Origin of the sequence: Burkholderia sp. 567 (assembly GCF_040545115.1) — a bacterium.
GTDB lineage: Bacteria > Pseudomonadota > Gammaproteobacteria > Burkholderiales > Burkholderiaceae > Burkholderia > Burkholderia ambifaria.
In genome coordinates this window covers 696,628-718,002 of the sequence record NZ_JBEPLG010000002.1, presented here as the reverse complement: position 1 = coordinate 718,002, position 21,375 = coordinate 696,628, and the positions used below count along the sequence as shown (strand labels likewise).

Below are 21,375 nucleotides of genomic sequence, written 5' to 3'. Positions count from 1 at the left end.
CGCTCAGACGGCGAACGCGCCGTCGAACACGACCTGCCCGTCGAACGCGAGCGTGCCGCGCGCGAAGATCAGGTCGAGGTGGTGGCTGCCGTTCGCGCCGCCGCCGAGGCCGAGATGCAGGCCCGGATGGCGTTCCTCGAAGCCGGCGTTGCGGCCGTACAGCCCGCGGATGCCCAGGTTCGTGCCGATGCCGAATTCCTCGATGCGCCGGTGATTGTCGTGCCGGTCGAGATACGATGCGAAGTCGCGCCGGAAGCCCGCGTCGTCGCTGTCGAAATCGACGATCAGGCTGTCTTCGACATGCAGCGTCGCGAGCCGCTCCGCCACACGGTACTTGATCGCGAACGGCACGGTGCCGAGAAACGTGCCGCTGAACACGATCGAGCCGTGCAGATCGGTGACGTGCGTTGCGATTTCGCCGGGCACGACGTCGAGATTGCCCATCCCGTCCACGCTCGTCCATTTCTGGTCCGGCGCGAGCGAGCCGGTCAGCGTGTTGCCGGCTTCGTCGATGAAGCGGATCTCTGACGCGCGCGCGGCCGCGTCGATCAGCCGGCCGTTGCGCGCGGCGATGTCGTCGAGCGATTCGGCGAACGCCTCGTCGAGATGCGGGCCGTAATCCTTGAACAGCACCGACTTGCTCCAGTGCTCGACGATCGCGGGACGGATCGCGGCCAGGAACGGCGGGCCGCTCGGCGACGGCGTCGGCAGGCACGACGAGTCGTACAGCAGCACGAACAGGTCGGCGTGCGTGAGCGCGGCGGTGATCTCGGCGGGCGGGGTGCTTTCGAGGCAGAGGGTCGTTGCGTCGAGCGAGTCGGGCAGGGCGGAAAACGCGCGCAATGCGGTGTCGCGGTTGCGGGTGTCGTAGCCGACCAGCAGTTGTCCCGTCTCGCCGCGTGCGAGTTTGTCGCGCAGCGCGGGGTGAAAACCCAGCGCGCGATGCAGGTTGAGCATGCGTGTCTCCGGAAGCGGCGGAAGGGCCGCAGCCCTTCCGCGAGAACGGGCTGGCCGCTCAGACCGGCCAGAGCGCGGTGCCGAACGGCACCACGGCATCCTCCACCATCATGTCGACGGCTTCGGGGTGCGTGTCTTCCTGCATCCAGTCAAGCAATTCGATTTGCCGGGTTTCCTGCATGTCAATTCTCCTGTGGTGAACATGAGTGATTCAACATGAAAGCGCGGTAAAGGGATTACCGCCCTCATCCGGAATTTTTTGAATACCGGGCGAGTGGCGTCGATATTAGTCTGACGATTTACCGAATGCAATGCATTGCAATGTTTTTAGCCAAAGCGTGCTAAACAAGCGTGTTCGCTGAACTTCGTGCGATCGACGCGAATGAATCGAATTTCGACGGCCGCGATTTTTTATTGAATATCAGGGCATGATCGATAAATCGATTAGCGTGATTTTTTAAATCCGGAGTCCAATTGCGCCGATCGTTTCGTTTTTTATCATTCGCGAGCGACGCATGCATCGCCGGACCGTTACCGGTTTCATCCCAGCAGAGCCTTGCCGAGCGGCTTGACGGGCTCGGAGCGGAGCACCAGAGAAGTCGTGACCGCGCCGAAGCGGGCAATCGCGTCGATGATGGTCTCGAGCTGGCCGGGCGTCGGCACGAGCACTTTCAGCAGGAAGCAATCCTCGCCGGTCATCCGGTGAATCTCGATCACGTGCGGCATCTCGGCAAACGCATTCAACGCGGGCTTGATGTGTTCGTGCGTCGTTCTCAGCCGGATGATGGCCATCATTCCCAACCCGAGCGCCGCCGGATCGATCCGTGCGGTGTAGCCGGCGATGATGCCGCGCTCCTCGAGGCGCTTGACGCGTTCTGACGTTGCCGGTTGCGACAGGCCAATGCGTCGGCCGATTTCGGACAATGGCATCCGCGCATTCTCCTGCAACGCTTCGATGATCGAAATGTCCAGGCGATCCAGTTCTCCATCGGGCATGTCGGCAGTCCTGTTCCGTTAATTCATCGGGATTCTGTCTCAATATCCGATGACTTGCCATTCCACGCGGAAGTCGTCCGGACCAGACTGGGACCCTCATGTTCAAGGAGAGACGGGAATGGATCGAAGCATCGTCATCGTGCCGGGAATCGGCAACTCGGGAGCGGATCACTGGCAGACATACTGGGAGACGGCGCTTCCCGGCGCGACGCGCATCGCGCCGGCGTCGTGGGACACGCCGGACTTGAGCGACTGGATCGCGGCGCTCGATGCGGCGGTCGCGGCTGCGCGGACCCCGCCGATCGTCGTGTGCCATTCCCTCGGCTGCCTGTTGTTCGCGCATTGGCGTGCGGCCGCCGCGCGCCCGGTGCACGGCGCCTTTCTCGTGGCGGTACCCGATCCGGACGGCCCGCGTTTTCCGGCCGCCGCGCAGGCGTTCGCGCGTGTGCCGGACGGGGATTTCGGCGATTGGCCGGTGGTGGCGATCGCCAGTTCGGACGATCCGTACGACCCGCACGGGCGAGCAATCGGATGGGCGGCGGCACGCGGTGCGACACCGCTCGTGGTCGGCGCACGTGGCCACTTGAACGCGGCTTCCGGATTGGCGCAGTGGGACGAGGGGCGCGCGCTGTTCACCGCCTTTACTGCCGGACTGGGTGCGTAGTGCATGCCGGGCGTCAGCGCACCGCGGTTTGCAGGCGGCGCAGGCAGCGCTCGCAGCCGGTCAAGTATCATCGGTCGAGCGGCGCACGGGGTCCGGCAGTCGGAACCGGCGGCCGCCACGACACGGAATCCGCAGCGACGACGTCACGGCCGGCGGCCCACGGCAGTCAAAGCCGCGTCGGCGTTGCGGAACCCAGGTCCCGGGCATTGGCCCGGATCGGCCTCGAAAAACCACGATGGAGACACCGCGATGCGCGCAGCACCGCAACCGGAGCACGCCGGCCGAGCACGGCCGGACGCGAGCGCCACCGAACCCGACCGCATGGCCGCATGGCGGCTCGCGATCTGCCTGTCGCTCGGCAGCGCGATCGCGCTCGGCCTCGCACGCTTCTCGTATGCACTGCTGTTGCCGCCGATGAAGGCCGATCTCGGCTGGACCTTCGCGCAGGCCGGCGCGCTGAACACCGCGAACGCGGCCGGCTACCTGATCGGCGCGCTCATTTTCCCGTTCCTGTCGCCGCGCTGGCGCACGGGCACGCTGCTGGCGGCCGGCTGCGCGCTGACCGCGCTGCTGATGGCCGCATGCGGGCTCACGTCCGACATGAACGCGCTGCTCGTCGAGCGGCTCGCGACGGGCGTCGGCAGCGCGCTGATCTTCATCAGCGGCGGCGTGCTGGCCGCGCGGCTCGCGTCCGCGGCGCCGCGCGATGCGGGGCTCCTGCTCGGGCTCTATTACGGCGGCACGGGGTGGGGCGTCGTCGCGTCGTCGCTGCTCGTGCCGGCGACGCTCATGCCTCGCGCGCATGGCTGGCAACCCGCGTGGTTCGCGCTCGCGTTCGCGTGCGTGCTGTTCTCCGCCGTAGCCGTGTCGGCGGCACGCCGCATCGAGCGCGCGCACGCGGCACCGGCCGCGCCGCGCGACGGCGTCGCGCTGGCCGCCACCGCGCATCCCGCGCGCTTCGCACTCGCGCTCGCGGGCTACGCACTGTTCGGCGTCGGCTATATCGGCTACATGACGTTCATCGTCGCGCTGCTGCGCGGCGCGGGGATGAGCGGGACGGTCGTGTCCGCGTTCTACGTGACGCTCGGCGTCGCGACCGTCGTGTCGGCGCGGCTGTGGTCGGGGCTGCTCGACCGGATGCGCGGCGGCCAGGCGCTGGCCGTGCTCAACGCGCTGCTCGGCGTCGCGACGCTGATGCCGGCGCTGTTCGTGCATCCGGCGGCCGCGTTCGCGTCGGGCGTGCTGTTCGGCGCGACGTTCCTGTCGGCGGTCGCGGCGACCACCGCGTTCGTGCGCCACAACCTGCCGCCGGAAGGCTGGGCGAAAGGCATCAGCGCGTTCACGACGGTGTTCGCGTTCGGGCAGATCGCCGGCCCCGTCGCGATCGGCTGGGTGTCGGACAGCGCGGGGCTCGCGCGCGGGCTCGTGTATTCGGCGCTGACGCTGTTCGCGGGTGCGGCGCTCGCGGCCGGGCAGCGCGCGCTGCGGGCGTCCGCCTAGCTGGTCATCAGCGGCAGGTCACCGCACGCAGGCCGTGCGCGCCACGCGATGAAACGCGCGACTGAAGTAGATGAGGCTGTCGCCGTCGTGGCGCACGCGGATCGACGTCGCCTCGATGAACATCACCGAATGCGAGCCGACTTCCTTCATCTCGGCGATCGTCCCCTGCAGGCTCGCGAGCGCGTCGCGCAGCACGGGCACGTCCTGCTCGCCGCGATCCCACACCGGCAATTGGAAGCGGCGCTCCATCGGCAGCTCGGTGAGCCCCGCGAAATGCCGCGCGAGCAGTTCGTGCTCGGCCGGCAGCACGTTGATGCACACGTGCCGATTGCGCTCGAAGATCGCGTGCATCGCGCTCGACCGGTTCAGGCACACGAGCAGCGTCGGCGGCGCATCGGTGACGGAACAGACGGCGCTCGCCGTGATCCCGCAACGGCCGTGCGGCCCGGCGGTGGTGATCACGTTGACGGCCGCGCCGAGGTGGGCCATCGCTTGCCGGAAGGCCTTTTGCGCGTCGGTCGGTTCGGCGCGCGCCGGTTGCGGGGTGTCGGTCGTGGCGGACATGGGCGCTCCTGATTGGATGAGTGCGGCGATCGTGCATGGTATCGATACGGCATCGGATCGTCGACGATGATCCAAGCGTACGTCACGAAAAAGCCGGCGAACATTCGCACGATTGATGCCGAAGCTGGCGTTCCCGCCAACGCGTCTAAAGGTTCTACCTAGATGCGCGGCGCGGCGCGCGAAAAAAACTGCGATCGGGCGTTCGCGCGGCACGTGAAGGGGTATTCAGCGCATTTTCGGCTCGTTATGATGTGCCGCATACCCCCGACGAACGACGCTTGCGTGACATGCGGCGCGTGCGATACCGATACCGATATTTTGCGAGACACCCCGATGACGTCACCCGCTCCGATCGTATACATCGTCGACGACGACAGCGGCATGCGGACGTCGCTCGCGTGGTTGCTCGAATCGGTTGGCATCGCGTCCGAAGGATTCGCGAATGCCGCCGACTTTCTCGCGCGCTTCGACGTGAACCTGCCCGCGTGCCTGGTGCTCGACGTGAGGATGCCGGAGAAAAGCGGTTTCGACGTGCAGGCGGAGCTGAATGCGCGCGGCGCGACGCTGCCGGTGATCTTCGTGAGCGGGCACGGCGACATTCCGATGTCGGTGCGCGCGCTGCAGAACGGCGCGATCGACTTCGTCGAGAAGCCGTACAACTCGCAGCAGATGCTCGAGCGCGTGCAACGCGCGCTGCGGCTCGCGCAACAGCGGCACGCGGTCGACCGGCATCATCGCGAGCTGCGCCAGCGGCTCGATGCGCTGACCGCGCGCGAGAAGGAAGTCCTGCGCGGCGTCGTCGACGGCAAGGGCAGCAAGCAGATCGCGTCGGACCTGTCGATCAGCGTGAAGACCGTCGACGTGCATCGCGCGAGCATCAAGGAGAAGCTCGGCGCGACGTCGATCGCCGCGCTCGTGCGCGACGTGATGGTCGTGTGGGGCGGCGACAACGAAACGCCGCGCTAGCTGCTGGCAGCTAGCTGCGCGAATGCGCGCCGAAGCGCGCCACGCTCGATGCTCAACGCATGTACAACCCGCCGTTGATGTCCCAGCACGCGCCGTTCGCGAAATGCGCGTCGCCCGACGCGAGCAGCACCGCCGCATCCGCGACGAAACCGGCCGAGCCGAGCTTGCCGCCCGGCAGGCTCGCGAGCACCTGCCGCAGCTTCTCCGGCGCGACGCTTTCGTAGACGATCGGCAAGTCGAGCGGGCCCGGCGAGATCGCGTTGACGGTCACGCCGTGCGCGGCGAGATCGCGCGCGAATACCTTGGTCAGCGTCAGCGTGCCGCCCTTCGCGGCCGCGTAGTGTGCGCCCGTCGCCGAGCCGCCGTTCTGCCCGGCGAGCGACGCGATGTTGACGATGCGGCCCGCGCCGCGCGTCGCGAAGTACTGGCCGAACACCTGGCAACCGAACAGCACGCTGCGCAGGTTCACGTCGATCACCTGGTCGAACTGATCGGCCGTGATCTCCATCGCGGGCACGACCTTCGACGCGCCGGCATTGTTGACGAGCACGTCGATCGTGCCCCAGCGCGCGACCAGCGCATCACGCGCGGCTTCGAAGTCGCGCTTCGACGTGACGTCGAGCGGCAGCGCGATCGCGCGTTCGCCGCTCGGGTCGAGGTCGCGCGCATGCGCTTGAATGGCGTCGGCGGCGATGTCGGCCAGCGCGACGCGATAGCCGGCCGCATGAAAGCGTTCGGCGATGACGGCGCCGAGCCCGCGTGCGGCGCCGGTGACGAGGACGACTCGGTCTGACATGGTGCGTGATTCCCTGGTTCGCGGGCGCATGGCCGAAGCGGCGCCCGCATCGTGGTTCATACGGCGAGCGCCGCCTCGAAGTGCGCGGCGACGGCGCACATGTGTTCGTCCGCGCCCTTGCGTCCGACGATCTGCAAGCCGGCCTTCAGCCGCGTTCCCGTGAGCGGCAGCGGCAGGCTGAGCGCCGGGTGACCGCTCAAATTGAACGGCCGGATCAGCGACGACATCGCAATCACCGACACGCCGTCGCGTGCCTGCTGAAGCGTGATCGGCAACGCGGGCAGCGTCGGCAGCACCAGCACGTCCGCATGTTCGAGCGCGGCATCGACCTGCGCGGTGAAGCGCGCGCGCACGGCTTCGGCTTCGTCGAGTGCGGCCGGTGTCGTCGTCGCGGCCGTGCGCAGCCGCGCATCGAGATCGGCGCCGAGCTTGCCGGTCGCGACGAGATGACCGAATGCGCGCGACGTTTCCGCGTTGATGACGGCGAGCCCCGCCGCGAACGCGGCCGGCAGCTCGTCGAGCACGGCTTCGCGTACGCGCAGGCCCGACGCGCGCAGCGCCGTGTCGAGCGCGGCGACGATGGCCGCGTCGGCATCGACGATCACGTGCGCGATCGTGCAGCCGGCAACGGGCGCTGCCGCACGCGCGCGGTCGAAGCCCGGTGCGATGGCGGCCATCACGGCCGCGAGCGTATCGACGTCGCGCGCGAACGGCCCGACGCAATCGAGCGTGGTGTCGGCGGGCGCGACGCCGCGCCGCGACACACGGCCGAACGTCGGCTTGAGCCCAGCCACGCCGCAGCAGGCGGCCGGCCCGCGAATCGAGCCGCCGGTGTCGGTGCCGAGTGCGGCGTCGACGACGCCGAGCCCGACGAGCGACGCCGAGCCGCTCGACGAGCCGCCCGGAATGCGCGTCGGATCCTGCGGATTGATCGGCGTGCCGGTGAAGTCGTTGATGCCGGTCATGCCGAACGCGAGCTCGTGCATGTTCGCCTTGCCGGCGATCTGCCAGCCGGCGTCGAGCAGCAGGCGGACCACGTCCGCGTGCCGCGCGGCGGGCGGCGCATCGGCGAGCGCGCGGCTGGCCGCGCGGGTCGGATGGCCGGCGATGTCGATCGTGTCCTTGATCGCGATCGTCGGGCCCGGACCGCCCAGCGTGAAGGTGTCGATGAAGCCTGTCATGGTGCGATGGCGTGCGAGCGGAGTGAAGAGGTTCAAGGCCGCGACGCGGCGGCGAGCGGCCACGGGCCGTCGAGCACGCGCTCGGTGCGGAAATGGCGGATCAGCCACGCGCCGCCCTCGGCCGGCGCGAAATCGACGGTCAGCCGCGCGGCGATCAGCTCGGCCGTGCCGTCCACGTGGCGCGACGCCTGCAGCATGATCCAGCGGCCGCGCGCGGTCGCGAGATCGGCGCCGACGTCGATCGACTCCGACGTCAGGAAGTGCAGGTTCGCCGCGAAATGCGGCTCGGGCGGCAGATAGCGGCGCAGCATCGCGACGATCGCGTCCGTGCCTTCGAGGCGGCCGAACTTGCGCGCGTACTGCGGGCCGATGCCTTCCCACACCGCATCGGCCGTGAACAGCGCGGCGAGCGCCGGGCCGTCGCCGGCATCCTCGGGCACGTCGCACAGCGCCATGTAGCGCGTGATCGTCGCACGCACCGCGCGTTCGGCGTCGAGCGTCGCCACGCGCCGTTCAAGTCCTTCAAGCACTTCGAGCACTTCGCGTGCATCGATCGAGCGGGCCGAATCGGAGCCGGTCATCGCGCGCCTCACGACGCGGGGCGCGCGGCCGGCGGCACGGTCAGCGCGCGGCCGACCCGCGCCTCGATCTTGCCGTAGCGCCACAGGTTGTATTCGCCGACGGGCGTCGTGCGATACAGGTTGCAGACCGCGACCGTCGTGTCGAAGTCGGCGACGTCGGCCATGATGTAGAACGTCCACGGCGCGCCGTCGGCCTGGCCGACGACGAGGCGGTCGTCATCCATCACGCCGAGCACGCGCACGCCGGGCATCGCCTCGACGGCGGCGAGCATCGCGCCGTACGCTTGCCACACTTCGCCGATCTTCTCGCGCGGCAGGTCGAAGAAGTTTTGCGACACACCGCAGCAGAACAGCACGCGCAGCGGCAGCGGATTCGATTGGGACATGACAGGTTCTCCTGAAGAATGTATTGAGCGGCGTCACGGCGAAGCGACGCGAATTACAGATAGCCGGGAAACGGCGTCACGCCGGTGAACACCGCGCCCGCGCCGTCGAAGTTGCCTTCGCCGAGAAACGCGTGCTGCGTGACGACCATCGCGTCGCGCAGCAGGCGCTGCAGCGGATGCGTGCGATAGATCGCGGCCGTGCCGCCGAGGCGATATGCGCGCTCGACGACGCTCGCGCCTTCGCGGGCGATGTGCGTGGCGGCGAGCCTCAACAGGCTGACCTGCTCGGGCGTCACGGGGTTCCCCGCGAGGATCGATTGCCAGACCGAGTCGGTCGCGTCATAGAAGAACGCGCGCGCCGAGCGCAACTGCGCTTCGGCCTTCGCGAGCTCGATGCGGAAATACGCGCGATCGGCGAGGCGCGGCGCGCCGGTGGTCGTCTGGCGGCCGCCCGACATCCGGTTCGCGACGTCGAGCGCCGCGCGGGCCAGCCCGAGGTTGACCACGGCGAGCACCTGCGCCGCATACGCGACGGTCGGATAGCGGTACAGCGGTTCGTCGACGGTTGCCTCGCCGCCGCGCACGAAGGTCCACGCTTCGGGCACGAAGCGATCGTCGACGCGCAGGTCGTGGCTGCCGGTGCCCTGCATGCCGACCACGCTCCAGTTCTCGACGATCTCGACGTCGGCGGCACGGAACACGGCCGTGCGCGGCTTGTTCGGCGCGGCGTCCTGCGCGCCTGGCACCGCGATGCCGACGCCGAGCCAGTCGGCGCCCTTGCAGCCGCTCGCGAATTTCCACGTGCCGTTCACGCGCCAGCCGCCGGGGGCCGCCTGCGCCGGCTGCACCGGGAACAGCCCGCCCGCGAACACCTGGTCGGGGCCGCTCGCGTACAGCTCGGCCTGCGTGGCGAGCGGCAGCGCGGCGAGATAGACGTTGGCCGAGCCGAAGCTCGCGACCCACGCGGCCGACCCGTCGGCGGTCGCGATCCGCTCGATCATGTCGAGGAACGCGCCCGGCGCGAGCGCGTCGCCGCCGAAGCGGCGCGGCGTGCCCGCGCGATAGATGCCGGCTTCCTTGAACAGCGCGATCACGTCGCGCGGCACGTGCGACAGGCGGTCGAATTCGTCGCGGCGCGCGGCGACGGTCTCGATCACGGCGTCGAGCGGCGACACCCGCGCGGCCGCTTCACGGACCGCGTGCGGCGAGGGGGACGCGGCGTCGATGGCGAGGGCGGCGTTGGGCATGGCGGTCTCCTGGGGATGGGGTTCGGTTGCGGGGGCAAGACGATGCATGGGCCTAGTCTAGAAACGTCGAAAACCCGCAGCAATTGGTGCGTAGCGCCGCGTGACTGGTGTCGCTCCGTGCCGGACTAAAGAAATCTTCAGATGCGGGCCGCGCACGCCGGTGCTATGTTGGACGTCCGGCCGCGCGACGCCGCGCGCCTTCATCCGAATCCGATCATGAGTTTTCCCGACGAAGACGACTTCCACCGGCTGCTCGACGCATTGACCACCTGCGTGCTGCTGCACGACGCGCAGACCCGGGCGATCGTGTGGGCGAACCGCGCCGCGTGCATCGCGCTCGGTTTTTCGGTCGAGGAGCTGCTGCCGCTGAAGGCGCAGGACATGACGCGTCCCGAACCGAAATACCGCCGCGAGATCGCCGTGAGCGCGTGGGATCGCGCGCTCGTCGACGGCCCGCAGGTGTACGAGTGGTGCTACCGGTCGCGCACGGGCGTCGACATGCTGTCGGAGGCGACCGCCACCTACGTGCCGCTGCGCGGGCGCGACGTCGTGATGGTGCAGTTCCGCGACATCAGCGCGGAAGAGGCGGTGCGCCAGCAACTGCGCCGCTACGAGGCGCGGCTGCGCGAGTTCATGCAGGATCTCGACGAAGGGATCGCGGTCGTGACGCCACAGGGCCGCGTGCAGTTCATCAGCGAGTCGGGCCGGCGCGTGCTCGGGCTCGCGCCGGACGAAGCGCTCGGCGAGGTGCTCGACTACTGCAGCGCGGCCGACCGCGACCGGCTCGTCGCGCAGCTGCGCGATGCGCCGTCGGCGTGCCCGTCCGAACCGCAGCGTTACCGGATCGTGCGGCGCGACGGATCGACGTGCTGGCTGCGCATCCTGTGCCGGCAGGTCGAGATCGAAGGCGATCTCGACGGGCTGCTCGTGCAGTTTCGCGACGTGAGCGATGAAGTCGCGATCGAGGACGCACGGCGTGCGGAAGCGCGCATGCTCGAATACGCGGGGCGCTACAACGCGATGGGCGAGATGGCGAGCGTGATCGCGCACGAGCTGAGCCAGCCGCTCGCGGCCGTGCGCAACTTCATCGAGGGCGCGGTGCGACGGCTGAATGCGCGCGGCGCCGTCGACGATGCGATCTGGGGGCTGCGCAGCGCGGACCGGCAGGCCGAGCATGCGGCGCTGATCATCAAGAGCGTGCGCGAGTTCATCGTGAAGCGCGAGCCGGCTGTCGCGCTCGCCGATCTGCGCGAGATCCTCGCCGACGTCGCGTATTTCATCGAGCTGCGTGCGAAGGAAGCGGGCGTGACGGTCGCGATCGTGCAGGCCGATGCGCCGCTGCCGATCCGCTGCGAGCGGGTGCTGATCGGGCAGGTGGTGCTCAATCTCGCGTTCAACGCGATCGAGGCGTTCGCCGGCTGCGAGCGCACGCCGCGCACGCTGACGCTCGGCACCGCGAACGTCGACGGTCACGCGGAACTGCGCGCGATCGACAACGGCCCCGGTGTCGCCGAAGGGGCGCACGACCGGCTGTTCGACGGCTTCTCGTCGTCGAAGGCCGGCGGCAACGGGATCGGGCTGTCGCTGTGCAAGAGCATCGTCACGCGCCACGGCGGCCGCATCGGCGCGAGCCCGGCGGAAGGCGGCGGGCTCGACTGCCGTGTGACGCTGCCGCTCGCCGACGCGCAAGCTTAGCCGCCGCGTTGCTTCACGTGCTTTACGTGCGTCACGGCTGGGCTGCGACGCGTGGCACACGATCAGCGCCCCAATGCCCGCGCGGTCTGCCCGCCGATCCCGAAGTCGGTGTTCGGGATGTCCTTGATCATCACGCGCGTCGCCTGCAACGGCGCATCGAGCACGTTCGCGCCGGCGTCCGACAGCGCGGCGATCAGCGCGCGTTTCTGTTCGTCGGTGCGCCCGGCGATCAGGATCGCGACGATTACCGGCAGCGACGGCGGCGCGCCGTCGGCGGCCGTGCGCCCGCCGAGGCCGATATGGGTCGGGGGCAATTCGGTGAGCAGCACGCGCACCGATTCGATCGGCGCGCCGATCGCGTCGACGGTCGCGCCGGACAGCCGCGCGATCAGCTCGGCCTTGCGTGCGTCGTCGTGGCCGGCCGGCAGGAAAACTTCGAGTGTGGGCATGGTCGTCCGGAAAGGTGAAGGTGACCGGTTCACCGTTGCGCTGGCGGCGGCGAACGGGTGGCCGTTTGCAGGTGAAGGTGACCGGCTCACCGTTGCGCTGGCGATGGCGAACCGGTGGCCGCTTGCAGGTGAAGGCGACTGGCTCACCATCGCGCAGGCGGCGGCGAACCGGCCGCGCGTTACAGCAGGAAGCCGATCGCGCTGAGCGCTTCGGTCGAGTCGATCAGGCGCACGACCTTCTCGGCGATGCGCATCTCGCCTTCGGCATCGACGTGCAGCTTGTGCGTGACGTCGGCCGCGAACAGCGTCGCGACGCCGCGCTTGTACGCGACGACGACCTGCGCGGATTTCAGCTCGACGATGCCGGCGCTGCTGCTTTCCAGCGTGAAGCGCGACACGGTGCGCACCGTGCGCGCCGCGTCGCTCGCCGACGCCGAGTAACCGGACAGCATCCGCTGCACGCGCTTCTCGCGCATGTCCTGGTCGTCGAACACGTAGTTCAGCGTCGCCGCGAAATCGGTCGCGTCGGGATCGATCGGCACCACGTAGTGGCCGGCCGGATCCCACAGATCGAGCCACGCGCGATAGTCGCGGCGGTCGAGCATCTCGGCTTCGCGCCACACGAATTCGACCGCGCGGGCGAAGGTCTGCTGCGAGAAAAGGGCGTTGCGGTCGTCCATCATGCTTGCTCCATCAACTTGCGCCATTGCTGGTAGGCCTCGCGCATGCCGGTCTCGTCGGTCGCATGCGCGGTCTTTTCGCCGTTCGCGGCGGTCGTCTCGCGGTTCAGCCCGCGGTTCACGAGGATCGGCACGTCGGGGCCCGCGTGCGCGCCGCGCTGCACGCGCTCCCACGCTTCCGCGTCGTCGGGGCTGCCGAAGCCGAACGGGCCCTGAAAGTGCTCGTGGATGCGCAGCCGCTCGCGGTTCGCTTCGTCGGGGCCGCCGTCCATCGCGAGCGCGACGTGGCGGATCTCGGTTTCGTTCGCGGAGATCGGCCGCAACACGCGGAAGAACGCCATCGACAGCGCGAGGTTCGGAAACAGGTTCAGGTTGAAGCCGACGCCCAGCAGCGAGCGCACGATGCGGCGCACTTCGTCCGGCGCGTGGCGCTCGGCGAGTGTCGCCGCGAGCGGCGCGAAGCGCTCGGGCAGCGGCGCGCCGTCGTCTTCGTCGAGATCGATCAGCTCGGGCATCAGCACCGCGAGGCTGTGGCCGTTGCCGAGCGCGCGACAGAACGCGTGCTCGCTCGTCATGAAGCTCGTGATCGCGGCGGCTGTTTCATCGTCGATCGACTTCATCCACGACTTGTGCACGACCGGGAAGTGATAGAGGTCCGTCGTGTTCTCGAGCTGGATCTTCCAGTTGCCCTTGAATTTGAACTTGTGCTCGCCGTTCGCCTTGATCGGGTAGCCGGCGCCCTGCTTCATGAACAGGTCGATCCACGGCTTCGCGCCGCCGAGGAAATCCTCGAGCGGTTCGATGTCGTCGTTGAAGGTCGCGAAGATCAGCCCTTGATACACGCCGACGCGCAGCTTCACGAGCGGCAGGTCGCCTTTCTCGCACACGCCTTCGTAGCCGTCGCCGTACGGCAGCGCGCGCAGCGTGCCGTCGAGCGCGTACGACCAGCTGTGATACGGGCACGTGAAGCCCTTCGCATTGCCCTTGTGCGATTCGCACACGGTCGCGCCGCGATGGCGGCAGCGGTTCTGCAGCACGTTGATCTCGCCGGTCTTGTCGCGCACGACGATCACCGGCTGGCGGCCGATCGTCGTCGTGATGAAGTCGCCCGGGTTCGGCAATTCGCTGTCGTGCGCGACCCAGATCCAGGTGCGGTAGAAGATGCGGTCGAGCTCGGCCTCGAACAGCGCGGGGTCGTGATACATCGCGGGCGCGATGCGGTCGGGCTGCGCGAAGCCGTGCAACGCGCGGGTGTCGATCGTCTGGTAGGGAATGTCGCTCATCGTCGTCGTGGGGAAAGAGTCGCGAAGTCGGGCCGCGCTGTGCGCAGCGTCGGGAGACCAGTCTCGGCTTCTGCTACATATCCGTCAAATTGATCTAAAATTGCTGATCAAATAAATACGGCAAATGATGGAGGTCACGATGACATCGGTCGATCATCTCGATCTGAACCTGTTGCGGGTGTTCCAGGCGATCGTCGAGGAGCGCAGCCTGACCAAGGCCGGCGAGCGGCTCGCGTTGTCGCAGCCGGCCGTCAGCTATTCGCTCGGGCGGCTGCGCACGCTGTTCGACGATCCGCTGTTCGTGCGTACGCGCGCGGGGATGCAGCCCACGCCAGTCGCGCTCGAACTCGCGGGGATCGTCGGCAAGGCGCTCGACATGGTGCGCGCCGCGCTGCGCTATGCGGAGCGTTTCGATCCGGCGTCGAGCACGCGCACGTTCCGGCTGTCGCTGTCGGACGCGGGGGAAATGGCGTACCTGCCGGCGATCTGCCAGGCGCTGCGCGAGCGCGCGCCGCGCGTGACGCTGAGCGTGCAGCCGCTGCCGGTGGAGGAGATCGAGGAGGCGCTGCGCGCGAGCCGGCTGGACTTCGCGATCGGCAACCTGCCGGAGCTGATGCCGCGCACGCGCCACCAGGTGCTGTTCGAGGAAACCTACGTGTGCATGACGGGCCGCCGGCGCGGGTTGCCGGCCGGCGCGGCGCTGAGCCTCGAGCAGTTCGTGCGCGCCGCGCATGTCAACGTGAAATCGGTCGAGCACAGCCACCACGCGCTCGACGACGCATTGCGCGCGCAGGGCGTGGGCCGCAACATCGCGCTCGAAGTGCCGCACTTCGTCGCGCTGCCGAGCGTGCTGTCGGTCACCGATCTCTACGCGACGCTGCCGAGGCGGCTCGCGCAGATCCTGAACCGCGGCAACGGGTTCCGGCTGTACGACCTGCCGGTGACGCTGCCGCCCGCGCCGGTCACGATGCACTGGCACGAACACTTTCACGAGGACGAGGGCATCGCGTGGATGCGCGCGCTGCTCGCCGAGATCGTCGAGCATTTCGACGAAGCGTGAGCGCGCGGGCGGGCCGTCGCGATGCAGCCGCGCATCGTCGCGTCAGTGCATCAGCGCCTCCGAGATCGACGCGCGGGCCGTTGCGATGCACCCGCGCATCGTCGCGTTATCGACTCAGAGATCGAGGACGAGCACCGCCGAGCGCGCACGCGACACGCAGCAGCAGATCACCGTGTTGCTCGCGCGCTCGGCCTTGCTGAGGCAGTGGTCGCGATGATCGGGCTCGCCGTCGAGCACCGGCACCATGCAGGTGCCGCACACGCCTTCGCCGCATGACGTATCGACCTCGATGCCGATGCGCGCGAGCGCGTCGACGATCGACGTGTCGGGCGCGACGCGCACCGATTGCCCGCTGCGCTGCAGCCGCACTTCGAAGCCTTCCGCCGGCGCGGCATCCGTGGCGGCATCGGCCGCGGCCGGTTCCGCCGCGAAGCGTTCGAGATGAATCGCATCCTCGGGAATCCTCATTGACGCCGCCGCGACGACCGCATCCATGAACGGGCCGGGGCCGCACGTGTACACATGCGCGTGCGCATCGATCGCTTCGACGCAGCGGCCGAGTTCGGCCGCCAGTGCGTCGGGCTCGATGCCGTAGTGGAACGTCACGTGCGCGGCGAACGGGGCGGCCGACAGCTCATCGACGAAGGCCGCGTGTTCCCGGCTGCGCGCGAAGTAGTGCAACCGGTAGCGCGCGCCGCGCTGCTCGAGTGCATACGCCATCGACAGCAGCGGCGTGATGCCGATCCCGGCCGCGATCAGCACATGTTCGCTCGCGTCGTCCGTCAGACGAAACAGGTTGCGCGGCGCGCCGATCGACAACTCGGCGCCGACGCACACGTCGTCGTGCAGCGAGCGCGAGCCGCCGCGCGAGCGCGCTTCCTTCTTCACCGCGAACAGATAGCTGCCGCGCTCGTCGGGGCGGCCGCACAGCGAATACTGCCGCGTGACGCCGGACGGCGCGGTGACGTCGATATGGGCGCCCGGCTCGTACGCGTCGAACGGCTGGCCGTCGACGCGCGAGACCCGGAAACAGCGGATGTCCTGCGCCGCGTCGATCAGCGCATCGATCCGGACCTGGTGGCGGTTCGCTTGCATGGGTGTTCCGTGGGGTAGGGAAGAAACCGGCGCGGCGGATACCGCGCCGTCATGCAGCCGAGAATAGGGATGGGCATCGCATAAATCAAATCGATAAAAAAGCGATGCCGGAATCAGTGGGATGGATAATTGAACCGCGGCCCGATCGTCGCGCGCTCAGCGTGCGGCGACCACGTTGCCGCCGTCGGCGGCCGCATTGGCGGCGTTGACCGACGCAGCCGCATGGCCGCGCTCGCGCTCGAGACTGCGACGGTACTGCCGGCATCCGGCCGCCAGCAGCAGCGCGGCGAGCGTCGCGGCGACGACGTTGACGATCGACATCGAATGGCCGACCGCCGCCGGTGCGCCAAACACGCGATCGGTGAACAGCGCGACGACGGTGGTGCCGATGCCGAGCGCGATCAGGTTCGACACGAGCAGGAACAGCGCGGAGATCTGCGCGCGCATCTGGTTCGGCGCGAGCGTCTGCATCGCGGCGGTCGACGTCGGCATCGGGAACGACGCGAAGAACATCGCGACGACGAGCATCGCGAGCGACGCCGGCAGGCTGTCGAGCTGCGTGAACAGCGTCGCGGGAACTACCATGCACGCGGCGCCGATCGCGCCGGCGCGCATCGGCGCATCGCTGCGTCCGCGGCGCAGCAGCCAGTCGTTGAGCCAGCCGCCGCAGAACACGCCGGCCGTGTTCGCGACCAGCAGCACGATGCCGAGCGTGTAGCCGGCTTCGACGGCCGTCATCCCGAAGCGGCGGATATAGAACGCGGGCGTCCAGCTCAGCAGGCAGTACAGCGTCATCGCATAGAACGAGAAGCCGAGGTAGTGGCACGTGAAGGTCGCGCGATGCGTGCCGACGAAGCGCAGCGAGTCGCGCATCGACACGCGCCGCACGGCGCCCGAGCGATCCTGCGCGAGCCCCTTGCGCTGCGGGTCGCGCACGGTCGCGGCGAACAGCAGCGCGACGAGAATCCCCGGCAGCCCGACGATCAGGAACGTGACCTGCCACGCGTGCACCTGCCCGACGAGCGGCAGCGTGAACGCGCTCGCGTGCTTGAGCAGCGCGATCACGTAGCCACCGATCAGGAACGCGACGCCGCCGCCGATGAACGAGCCGAGCGAATACACGGCGATCGCGCGGCCGAGTTTCTCCTTCGGGAAGTAATCGGCGAGCATCGAATACGCGCCGGGCGACAGCGCGGCCTCGCCGACGCCGACCCCCATGCGCGCGACGAACATCTGCACGAACTGCTGGCTGAGCCCGCACGCGGCGGTTGCGACGCTCCACAGCGCGATGCCGAGCGCGATGATGCGCGGGCGCGCGTAGCGGTCGGCGAGATACGCGACGGGCAACCCCATTACCGCGTAGAACAGCGAGAACGCGAAGCCGTTGAGCAGGCTGAACTGCGTGTCGGTCAGGTGCAGGTCGCGCTTGATCGGTTCGATCATCAGGACGAGCACCTGACGGTCGACGAACGAAAAGACGTACGCGAGCATGCAGATGACGACGACATACCATTCGTACGTATAGCGCTTGCCGTCGGCAGCGCGGGCCGTGGGTGCGGACATGCGGATTCTCCAGGAGCGGGCGGTGGAAAGGCGCGGCGCCGGCCTCGCGGGCCGGGCGCCGTCGCGGCGCGAAAGCGTGCGGGTGACACGTGTCGGAGACGCAGCGTAGTCGGCCAAATTCGGTCGCCATAGCCGGAGTGACAGCCGCGCCACACGGACCTTTACCGACCCGGATAAAGAAAACACCGAGGCCGTGCGCGCGGGCCGGCGCGCAGCGCGCGTGCGGCGGGGCGCGCGCGCATCATGCGGCGCATCTATAAGCGTTATAGAGCGGATTGCGTCGACGTCCGAAATTGTCGTTCCTAGACTCGGCCCGGTTTTGATCGGCAGTGTTCGCACGAGATCGCGAACGCGTTTCACATCGAGCGGCGCGACGCCGACCGGCGCCGGAATGACTACGGGACGACGAAGATGAACCATCCGAACGGGCGGGCCGACCGGCTTGCCGTACCGCGTGCCACGCTGGTTGCCGCGCTCCTCACGTGCGCGTCGCTGCCGGCCCTCGCGCAATCGAGCGTGACGCTCTACGGCCGCATCGACACCGCGATCGAATACGCGAACGCCGGGCCGAACCACGTGACGCGCATGGGCAGCGGCAACCTGTGGGCGTCGCAGTGGGGGTTGAAGGGCGTCGAGGATCTCGGCGGCGGCTACGCGGCGATCTTCAAGCTCGAGGACGGCTTCAACGCCGCGAGCGGCGCGCTGTCGAACAGCAGCGCGCTGTTCGGCCGCGAGGCGTGGGTCGGCATCACCGGGCCGTTCGGCGGCGTGCAGTTCGGCGAGCTCTACACGATCCTGCACACCACGCTCGTCACGTACAGCCTGCCTGGTCTCGGCGCGGGCCTCGCGTGGGGCAACGCGACGAACAACTTCGTCGGGCCCGCGTTCCTGCGCGTGCGCAACTCGATGCGCTACACGTCGCCGCGCTATGCCGGATTCCTGCTCCGCGCGATGGCCGCGCGCGGCGCCAACGGCGCGGCCGGCCAGCCGGCGACGCTCGGCGATACGTACGGCGCGGGCCTCAACTACGCGCGCGGCGGGTTGTCGATCGACGTCGATTACATGCAGCAGAAGTTCAGCCCGGTCGCCGCATCCGCGCTCGGCACAACCAGCACGGCCGCGAACGGCAACTACACGCTCGGCGCGATTTCGTACGACTTCAGCGTCGTGAAGATCGCCGCGCTGTACATGCGCCATCGCGGCGGCCCCGACGTCGCGGCCGCGATCGACAGCCAGAGTGCGTATCCGCACAGCGACACGATGGAGCTCAGCGCGACGGTGCCGGTCGGACGCGCGTCGCTGCTGCTGAGCATCGGCCACTACCGGAAGGTCGCGGACAGCGACGGCAACGCCGATTCGTACGGCATCCGCTTCGACTATCCGTTGTCGAAGCGCACGGTGCTGTACACGGGCGCGGCGATGGTGCGCAACGGCGCGCATGCGCGCTTCGTCGTGAACGGCGCGGCGGGCGGCGGCGTCGCGGTCGCGAAACCCGGCGCGACCGCCAGCTCGATCGTCGCGGGCATCCTCACGTCGTTCTGAGCGCCGAGCGTTGCCCCTGGCCGCCTGCGCCGCTACGCGCAGGCGGGCGGGTGCGGCGCGAGCCATGCGTCGAACGGCGGCTGCCGGCCGATATCGAACAACTCGAGCAGCAGCGCACGCAGCCAGCGATGGCCCGGGTCCGCATCGAAGCGCCGGTGCCAGTACGCGTTGACGGCCCATTCGCCGGCCCCGGCGATCTCGTACAGCGTGCACGGCTGACGCGCGGCGAACGTGATCGCGACGGTCTCCGGCAGGATCAACGCGTAATCGCCGTGTTCGAGCAGCGCCGGCACCACCATGAAGTCGGGCAGCGCGGCCCGCACGCGCGGCATCAGTCCGTGCCGCTCGAGCAATTGCATCGACTGCGGATGCGATGTCACGGCGACGAAGCGCAGCGTGTCCGGCGCGTCGCCGTCGAGCACGAAATCGTCGGGCAGCGCGACGCGTTGCGCGGTGCGGCGCGGCATCAGCAACACGCAGCGCTCGTGCAGCAGCGCCGCGCGCTGGAAATGGCTCGACGCATCGGCGAAATGCCCGAGCGCGAAATCGATGCGGCCCGATTCGAGTGCGACGTTGAGCTGGCATTCGTCGACGTGCAGCGTCTCGATCACCGCGCCCGGTGCGCGCCGGTCGAAGGCCGCGAGCAGCGTCGGCAGGAAGGCGCTCGCCGCGAAATCGCTCATGTGCAGCCGGAACACGCGCTGCGTGCTGTCCGGCGTGAACCGCGAGCCTTCGTCGAGCACGTCCTGCAGGATCGCGAGCGCCTTGTCGACCGAGATCGCGAGCCGCTGCGCGCGCGGCGTCGGCTCGACGCCGGTGCCGGTGCGCACGAACAGCGCGTCGCGGAACATCAGCCGCAAGCGGCCGAGCGCGTAGCTGACCGACGGCTGCGTGACGCCGAGCCGCAGCGCCGCGCGGCCCACGTGCCGCTCCTCGTACACCGCGCGAAACGTCTTCAGCAAGTTGAGATCGAGATCCTGCACGCGCAGGCCGTCGGGCGAATCGCCGTCGTGCGGTGAAGGTTCGGCGCGGGCCGGGGCCGGCGGCCGGCTGGTGGCGGAGTGCGTCATGGTGCTTGCCTCGCGGTGACGGAAGGCGCGTGGCCGTAACGCCGCGCGTAGGCCTTCGCGAAATGGCCGAAGCCATGAATGCCGTGCGCGATCAGTACGTCGGTCACGCTGCGCGCGTCGCCGCGTTGCAGCGCGGCGTGCACCGCGGCCAGCCGGCGCTCGCGCACGTAGGCGGCCGGCGTGGTGTTCAGGAACGCGCGGAACGCATGCTGCAGCGTGCGCGGCGCGACGCCCGCGACGGCCGCCAGCGTGGCAAGCGCGAGCGGTTCGCTCAGGTGCGCGTCGACGTGGTCGCATGCGCGGCGCACGTGCGCCGGCAGCGGCGGCGTGCCGCGCGCGAGCGCGGCGCTGTACGAATGCGGCAGGTGCGTGAGGAGCAGCGACATCAGCCACGCGGTGAGATCGGCGCCGAACGTCGCCGCCGATGTGCCGAGGCCCGGCTGCGCGCCGAGCCGGCACAGGTACTCGAACGTCGGCGGCACGAGCGCGGCGCCCGCGCCGTTGCCGCCGGCGGCGAGATCGAAGTGCAGCGGCCGCGTGAGCGTCGCGTGCAGCATGTCCTGCAGCTTGCGTTCGAGTGCGCCGCGCTCCAGCCGCAGCACCAGGTTGCGGCAATCCGGGCTCGTGCTCAGGCGGCTCGCGAGCGCGGGCGACGACACGGTCAGCTCGCCCGGGCCCGCACGCGCGATCCGCTGGCCGGCGCGCAACTCGCACGCGCCCGACAGCGTGAGCCGGAACAGGAAGTGATCGGCATCGTCGCCGAAATCGATGCGCGTTTCGCGGCCGTAGCAGAGTTCGAGCAGCGCGCCGTGATGCAGCGGCACCTCGTACAGCTCCGCATGAAACGGATCGTGGCCGTGCGCGGCCATCCGGTGCGGCCCGAGCCGGTGCGCGACCGCGCGTTCGACTTCGTCGGGCGCATGCAGCGTGCCGAGCCGGTTCGGCGCATGTCGGGAGAGGGCGATGTCCATGCGGTGGCCTCGTGTCGGATGCGTGAGTACGGCGCCATGCGCGGCGCCGCGATTGCGTTGCGCGAACGGGCGTGCCGTTGCGCGTTTTGAAGCGACGCGATGCGCGCCGCCGCGTAGTCTCGGCAACAC

At 69.1% G+C, this 21,375-nt stretch carries 23 protein-coding genes; 7 read left to right on the top strand and 16 right to left on the bottom strand.

The window, feature by feature from the left end; translation table 11 throughout:
• Positions 1 to 3 precede the first annotated feature (3 nt).
• The 3 genes from ABIC50_RS08690 to ABIC50_RS08680 form a co-directional block, all read right to left on the bottom strand.
• Positions 4 to 957: a CgnE/CgnB domain-containing protein gene (locus ABIC50_RS08690; RefSeq protein ID WP_354163148.1), complete on the bottom strand. Its 954-nt coding sequence runs from the start codon at positions 955 to 957 to the stop codon at positions 4 to 6.
• Between the two features lie 58 nt (positions 958 to 1,015).
• On the bottom strand, positions 1,016 to 1,138 hold the full coding sequence (locus ABIC50_RS08685; RefSeq protein WP_006752127.1) for a hypothetical protein: 123 nt from the start codon (positions 1,136 to 1,138) through the stop codon (positions 1,016 to 1,018).
• Between the two features lie 359 nt (positions 1,139 to 1,497).
• Positions 1,498 to 1,953, bottom strand: a complete 456-nt coding sequence (locus tag ABIC50_RS08680) for an Lrp/AsnC family transcriptional regulator (protein ID WP_006752128.1) — start codon at positions 1,951 to 1,953, stop codon at positions 1,498 to 1,500.
• 118 nt (positions 1,954 to 2,071) lie between these two features.
• Here ABIC50_RS08680 and ABIC50_RS08675 point away from each other — a divergent pair, with 118 nt between their 5' ends.
• Together ABIC50_RS08675 and ABIC50_RS08670 are read left to right on the top strand one after the other, a co-directional pair.
• Positions 2,072 to 2,617 carry an RBBP9/YdeN family alpha/beta hydrolase gene (locus ABIC50_RS08675; protein WP_354163146.1) on the top strand — a complete coding sequence of 182 codons (546 nt, stop codon included), beginning with the start codon at positions 2,072 to 2,074 and terminating at the stop codon, positions 2,615 to 2,617.
• 249 nt (positions 2,618 to 2,866) lie between these two features.
• Positions 2,867 to 4,117: a YbfB/YjiJ family MFS transporter gene (locus tag ABIC50_RS08670; protein ID WP_354163144.1), complete on the top strand. Its 1,251-nt coding sequence runs from the start codon at positions 2,867 to 2,869 to the stop codon at positions 4,115 to 4,117.
• 18 nt (positions 4,118 to 4,135) lie between these two features.
• On the opposite strand, the gene hpaC is transcribed toward ABIC50_RS08670, so the two are convergent.
• Complete coding sequence (gene hpaC / locus ABIC50_RS08665; RefSeq protein WP_354163141.1) at positions 4,136 to 4,681, bottom strand: 4-hydroxyphenylacetate 3-monooxygenase, reductase component; 546 nt, start codon at positions 4,679 to 4,681, stop codon at positions 4,136 to 4,138.
• A gap of 333 nt (positions 4,682 to 5,014) precedes the next feature.
• On the opposite strand from hpaC, the gene ABIC50_RS08660 reads away from it, so the two are divergent.
• Positions 5,015 to 5,647, top strand: coding sequence for a response regulator transcription factor (locus tag ABIC50_RS08660; RefSeq protein WP_011660264.1), 633 nt, complete (start codon positions 5,015 to 5,017; stop codon positions 5,645 to 5,647).
• A gap of 52 nt (positions 5,648 to 5,699) precedes the next feature.
• Here the strand turns inward: ABIC50_RS08660 and ABIC50_RS08655 are convergent, their stop codons facing one another.
• From ABIC50_RS08655 to ABIC50_RS08635, 5 genes are read right to left on the bottom strand one after another with little or no spacing between them, the layout of a single operon-like run.
• Complete coding sequence (locus tag ABIC50_RS08655) at positions 5,700 to 6,443, bottom strand: SDR family NAD(P)-dependent oxidoreductase (RefSeq protein ID WP_354163138.1); 744 nt, start codon at positions 6,441 to 6,443, stop codon at positions 5,700 to 5,702.
• A 56-nt stretch (positions 6,444 to 6,499) separates the two neighbouring features.
• Positions 6,500 to 7,624, bottom strand: a complete 1,125-nt coding sequence (locus ABIC50_RS08650) for an amidase (RefSeq protein WP_354163136.1) — start codon at positions 7,622 to 7,624, stop codon at positions 6,500 to 6,502.
• A gap of 32 nt (positions 7,625 to 7,656) precedes the next feature.
• On the bottom strand, positions 7,657 to 8,205 hold the full coding sequence (locus tag ABIC50_RS08645; protein ID WP_354163133.1) for a nuclear transport factor 2 family protein: 549 nt from the start codon (positions 8,203 to 8,205) through the stop codon (positions 7,657 to 7,659).
• A gap of 8 nt (positions 8,206 to 8,213) precedes the next feature.
• Complete coding sequence (locus ABIC50_RS08640) at positions 8,214 to 8,591, bottom strand: hypothetical protein (protein ID WP_354163130.1); 378 nt, start codon at positions 8,589 to 8,591, stop codon at positions 8,214 to 8,216.
• Between the two features lie 53 nt (positions 8,592 to 8,644).
• Positions 8,645 to 9,838: an acyl-CoA dehydrogenase family protein gene (locus tag ABIC50_RS08635; RefSeq protein WP_126226582.1), complete on the bottom strand. Its 1,194-nt coding sequence runs from the start codon at positions 9,836 to 9,838 to the stop codon at positions 8,645 to 8,647.
• Between the two features lie 141 nt (positions 9,839 to 9,979).
• Between ABIC50_RS08635 and ABIC50_RS08630 the strand changes: the two genes are divergently transcribed.
• Positions 9,980 to 11,533: a sensor histidine kinase gene (locus ABIC50_RS08630; RefSeq protein WP_354163127.1), complete on the top strand. Its 1,554-nt coding sequence runs from the start codon at positions 9,980 to 9,982 to the stop codon at positions 11,531 to 11,533.
• A 62-nt stretch (positions 11,534 to 11,595) separates the two neighbouring features.
• Here ABIC50_RS08630 and ABIC50_RS08625 read toward each other — a convergent pair whose 3' ends face one another.
• Complete coding sequence (locus ABIC50_RS08625; protein WP_354163124.1) at positions 11,596 to 11,982, bottom strand: tautomerase family protein; 387 nt, start codon at positions 11,980 to 11,982, stop codon at positions 11,596 to 11,598.
• Between ABIC50_RS08625 and ABIC50_RS08620 the strand changes: the two genes are divergently transcribed.
• Positions 11,981 to 12,187: a hypothetical protein gene (locus ABIC50_RS08620; protein ID WP_354163121.1), complete on the top strand. Its 207-nt coding sequence runs from the start codon at positions 11,981 to 11,983 to the stop codon at positions 12,185 to 12,187. The genes ABIC50_RS08625 and ABIC50_RS08620 overlap by 2 nt on opposite strands.
• On the opposite strand, the gene ABIC50_RS08615 is transcribed toward ABIC50_RS08620, so the two are convergent.
• Positions 12,162 to 12,665 (bottom strand): aromatic-ring-hydroxylating dioxygenase subunit beta, encoded by a 504-nt coding sequence (locus ABIC50_RS08615; protein WP_105829936.1) that lies wholly within the window; start codon positions 12,663 to 12,665, stop codon positions 12,162 to 12,164. The two genes, ABIC50_RS08620 and ABIC50_RS08615, sit on opposite strands and share 26 nt — an antisense overlap.
• Positions 12,662 to 13,945 (bottom strand): aromatic ring-hydroxylating oxygenase subunit alpha, encoded by a 1,284-nt coding sequence (locus tag ABIC50_RS08610; protein ID WP_354163118.1) that lies wholly within the window; start codon positions 13,943 to 13,945, stop codon positions 12,662 to 12,664. The genes ABIC50_RS08615 and ABIC50_RS08610 overlap by 4 nt, the downstream gene beginning before the upstream one ends.
• A 139-nt stretch (positions 13,946 to 14,084) precedes the next feature.
• Here ABIC50_RS08610 and ABIC50_RS08605 point away from each other — a divergent pair, with 139 nt between their 5' ends.
• A complete protein-coding gene (locus ABIC50_RS08605; RefSeq protein WP_354163115.1) occupies positions 14,085 to 15,005 on the top strand; it encodes a LysR family transcriptional regulator in 921 nt (306 codons plus the stop codon).
• A gap of 114 nt (positions 15,006 to 15,119) precedes the next feature.
• Here ABIC50_RS08605 and ABIC50_RS08600 read toward each other — a convergent pair whose 3' ends face one another.
• Positions 15,120 to 16,100 (bottom strand): PDR/VanB family oxidoreductase, encoded by a 981-nt coding sequence (locus ABIC50_RS08600; protein WP_354163113.1) that lies wholly within the window; start codon positions 16,098 to 16,100, stop codon positions 15,120 to 15,122.
• A gap of 156 nt (positions 16,101 to 16,256) precedes the next feature.
• A complete protein-coding gene (locus ABIC50_RS08595; protein ID WP_354163110.1) occupies positions 16,257 to 17,663 on the bottom strand; it encodes a spinster family MFS transporter in 1,407 nt (468 codons plus the stop codon).
• 411 nt (positions 17,664 to 18,074) lie between these two features.
• Here ABIC50_RS08595 and ABIC50_RS08590 point away from each other — a divergent pair, with 411 nt between their 5' ends.
• The gene (locus ABIC50_RS08590; protein WP_354163108.1) at positions 18,075 to 19,205 is read left to right on the top strand and encodes a porin; all 1,131 of its coding nucleotides are present in this window, start codon (positions 18,075 to 18,077) and stop codon (positions 19,203 to 19,205) included.
• A 32-nt stretch (positions 19,206 to 19,237) separates the two neighbouring features.
• Here ABIC50_RS08590 and ABIC50_RS08585 read toward each other — a convergent pair whose 3' ends face one another.
• Together ABIC50_RS08585 and ABIC50_RS08580 are read right to left on the bottom strand one after the other, a co-directional pair.
• Positions 19,238 to 20,275 carry a LysR family transcriptional regulator gene (locus ABIC50_RS08585; RefSeq protein WP_354163105.1) on the bottom strand — a complete coding sequence of 346 codons (1,038 nt, stop codon included), beginning with the start codon at positions 20,273 to 20,275 and terminating at the stop codon, positions 19,238 to 19,240.
• Positions 20,272 to 21,246 carry an AraC family transcriptional regulator gene (locus ABIC50_RS08580; protein WP_354163102.1) on the bottom strand — a complete coding sequence of 325 codons (975 nt, stop codon included), beginning with the start codon at positions 21,244 to 21,246 and terminating at the stop codon, positions 20,272 to 20,274. The genes ABIC50_RS08585 and ABIC50_RS08580 overlap by 4 nt, the downstream gene beginning before the upstream one ends.
• Positions 21,247 to 21,375: the final 129 nt, after the last annotated feature.

Bases quoted from the DNA above. Each gene is read 5' to 3' on its own strand.
- ABIC50_RS08640 (WP_354163130.1), bottom strand. From the start codon at position 8,591: ATGTCCCAATCGAATCCGCTGCCGCTGCGCGTGCTGTTCTGCTGCGGT.
- ABIC50_RS08655 (WP_354163138.1), bottom strand. From the start codon at position 6,443: ATGTCAGACCGAGTCGTCCTCGTCACCGGCGCCGCACGCGGGCTCGGC.
- ABIC50_RS08620 (WP_354163121.1), top strand. From the start codon at position 11,981: ATGGTCGTCCGGAAAGGTGAAGGTGACCGGTTCACCGTTGCGCTGGCG.
- ABIC50_RS08600 (WP_354163113.1), bottom strand. From the start codon at position 16,100: ATGCAAGCGAACCGCCACCAGGTCCGGATCGATGCGCTGATCGACGCG.
- ABIC50_RS08660 (WP_011660264.1), top strand. From the start codon at position 5,015: ATGACGTCACCCGCTCCGATCGTATACATCGTCGACGACGACAGCGGC.
- ABIC50_RS08595 (WP_354163110.1), bottom strand. From the start codon at position 17,663: ATGTCCGCACCCACGGCCCGCGCTGCCGACGGCAAGCGCTATACGTAC.
- ABIC50_RS08610 (WP_354163118.1), bottom strand. From the start codon at position 13,945: ATGAGCGACATTCCCTACCAGACGATCGACACCCGCGCGTTGCACGGC.
- ABIC50_RS08685 (WP_006752127.1), bottom strand. From the start codon at position 1,138: ATGCAGGAAACCCGGCAAATCGAATTGCTTGACTGGATGCAGGAAGAC.
- ABIC50_RS08585 (WP_354163105.1), bottom strand. From the start codon at position 20,275: ATGACGCACTCCGCCACCAGCCGGCCGCCGGCCCCGGCCCGCGCCGAA.
- ABIC50_RS08615 (WP_105829936.1), bottom strand. From the start codon at position 12,665: ATGATGGACGACCGCAACGCCCTTTTCTCGCAGCAGACCTTCGCCCGC.
- ABIC50_RS08590 (WP_354163108.1), top strand. From the start codon at position 18,075: ATGAACCATCCGAACGGGCGGGCCGACCGGCTTGCCGTACCGCGTGCC.
- ABIC50_RS08680 (WP_006752128.1), bottom strand. From the start codon at position 1,953: ATGCCCGATGGAGAACTGGATCGCCTGGACATTTCGATCATCGAAGCG.
- hpaC (WP_354163141.1), bottom strand. From the start codon at position 4,681: ATGTCCGCCACGACCGACACCCCGCAACCGGCGCGCGCCGAACCGACC.
- ABIC50_RS08690 (WP_354163148.1), bottom strand. From the start codon at position 957: ATGCTCAACCTGCATCGCGCGCTGGGTTTTCACCCCGCGCTGCGCGAC.
- ABIC50_RS08675 (WP_354163146.1), top strand. From the start codon at position 2,072: ATGGATCGAAGCATCGTCATCGTGCCGGGAATCGGCAACTCGGGAGCG.
- ABIC50_RS08580 (WP_354163102.1), bottom strand. From the start codon at position 21,246: ATGGACATCGCCCTCTCCCGACATGCGCCGAACCGGCTCGGCACGCTG.
- ABIC50_RS08630 (WP_354163127.1), top strand. From the start codon at position 9,980: ATGCGGGCCGCGCACGCCGGTGCTATGTTGGACGTCCGGCCGCGCGAC.
- ABIC50_RS08605 (WP_354163115.1), top strand. From the start codon at position 14,085: ATGACATCGGTCGATCATCTCGATCTGAACCTGTTGCGGGTGTTCCAG.
- ABIC50_RS08645 (WP_354163133.1), bottom strand. From the start codon at position 8,205: ATGACCGGCTCCGATTCGGCCCGCTCGATCGATGCACGCGAAGTGCTC.
- ABIC50_RS08635 (WP_126226582.1), bottom strand. From the start codon at position 9,838: ATGCCCAACGCCGCCCTCGCCATCGACGCCGCGTCCCCCTCGCCGCAC.
- ABIC50_RS08650 (WP_354163136.1), bottom strand. From the start codon at position 7,624: ATGACAGGCTTCATCGACACCTTCACGCTGGGCGGTCCGGGCCCGACG.
- ABIC50_RS08625 (WP_354163124.1), bottom strand. From the start codon at position 11,982: ATGCCCACACTCGAAGTTTTCCTGCCGGCCGGCCACGACGACGCACGC.
- ABIC50_RS08670 (WP_354163144.1), top strand. From the start codon at position 2,867: ATGCGCGCAGCACCGCAACCGGAGCACGCCGGCCGAGCACGGCCGGAC.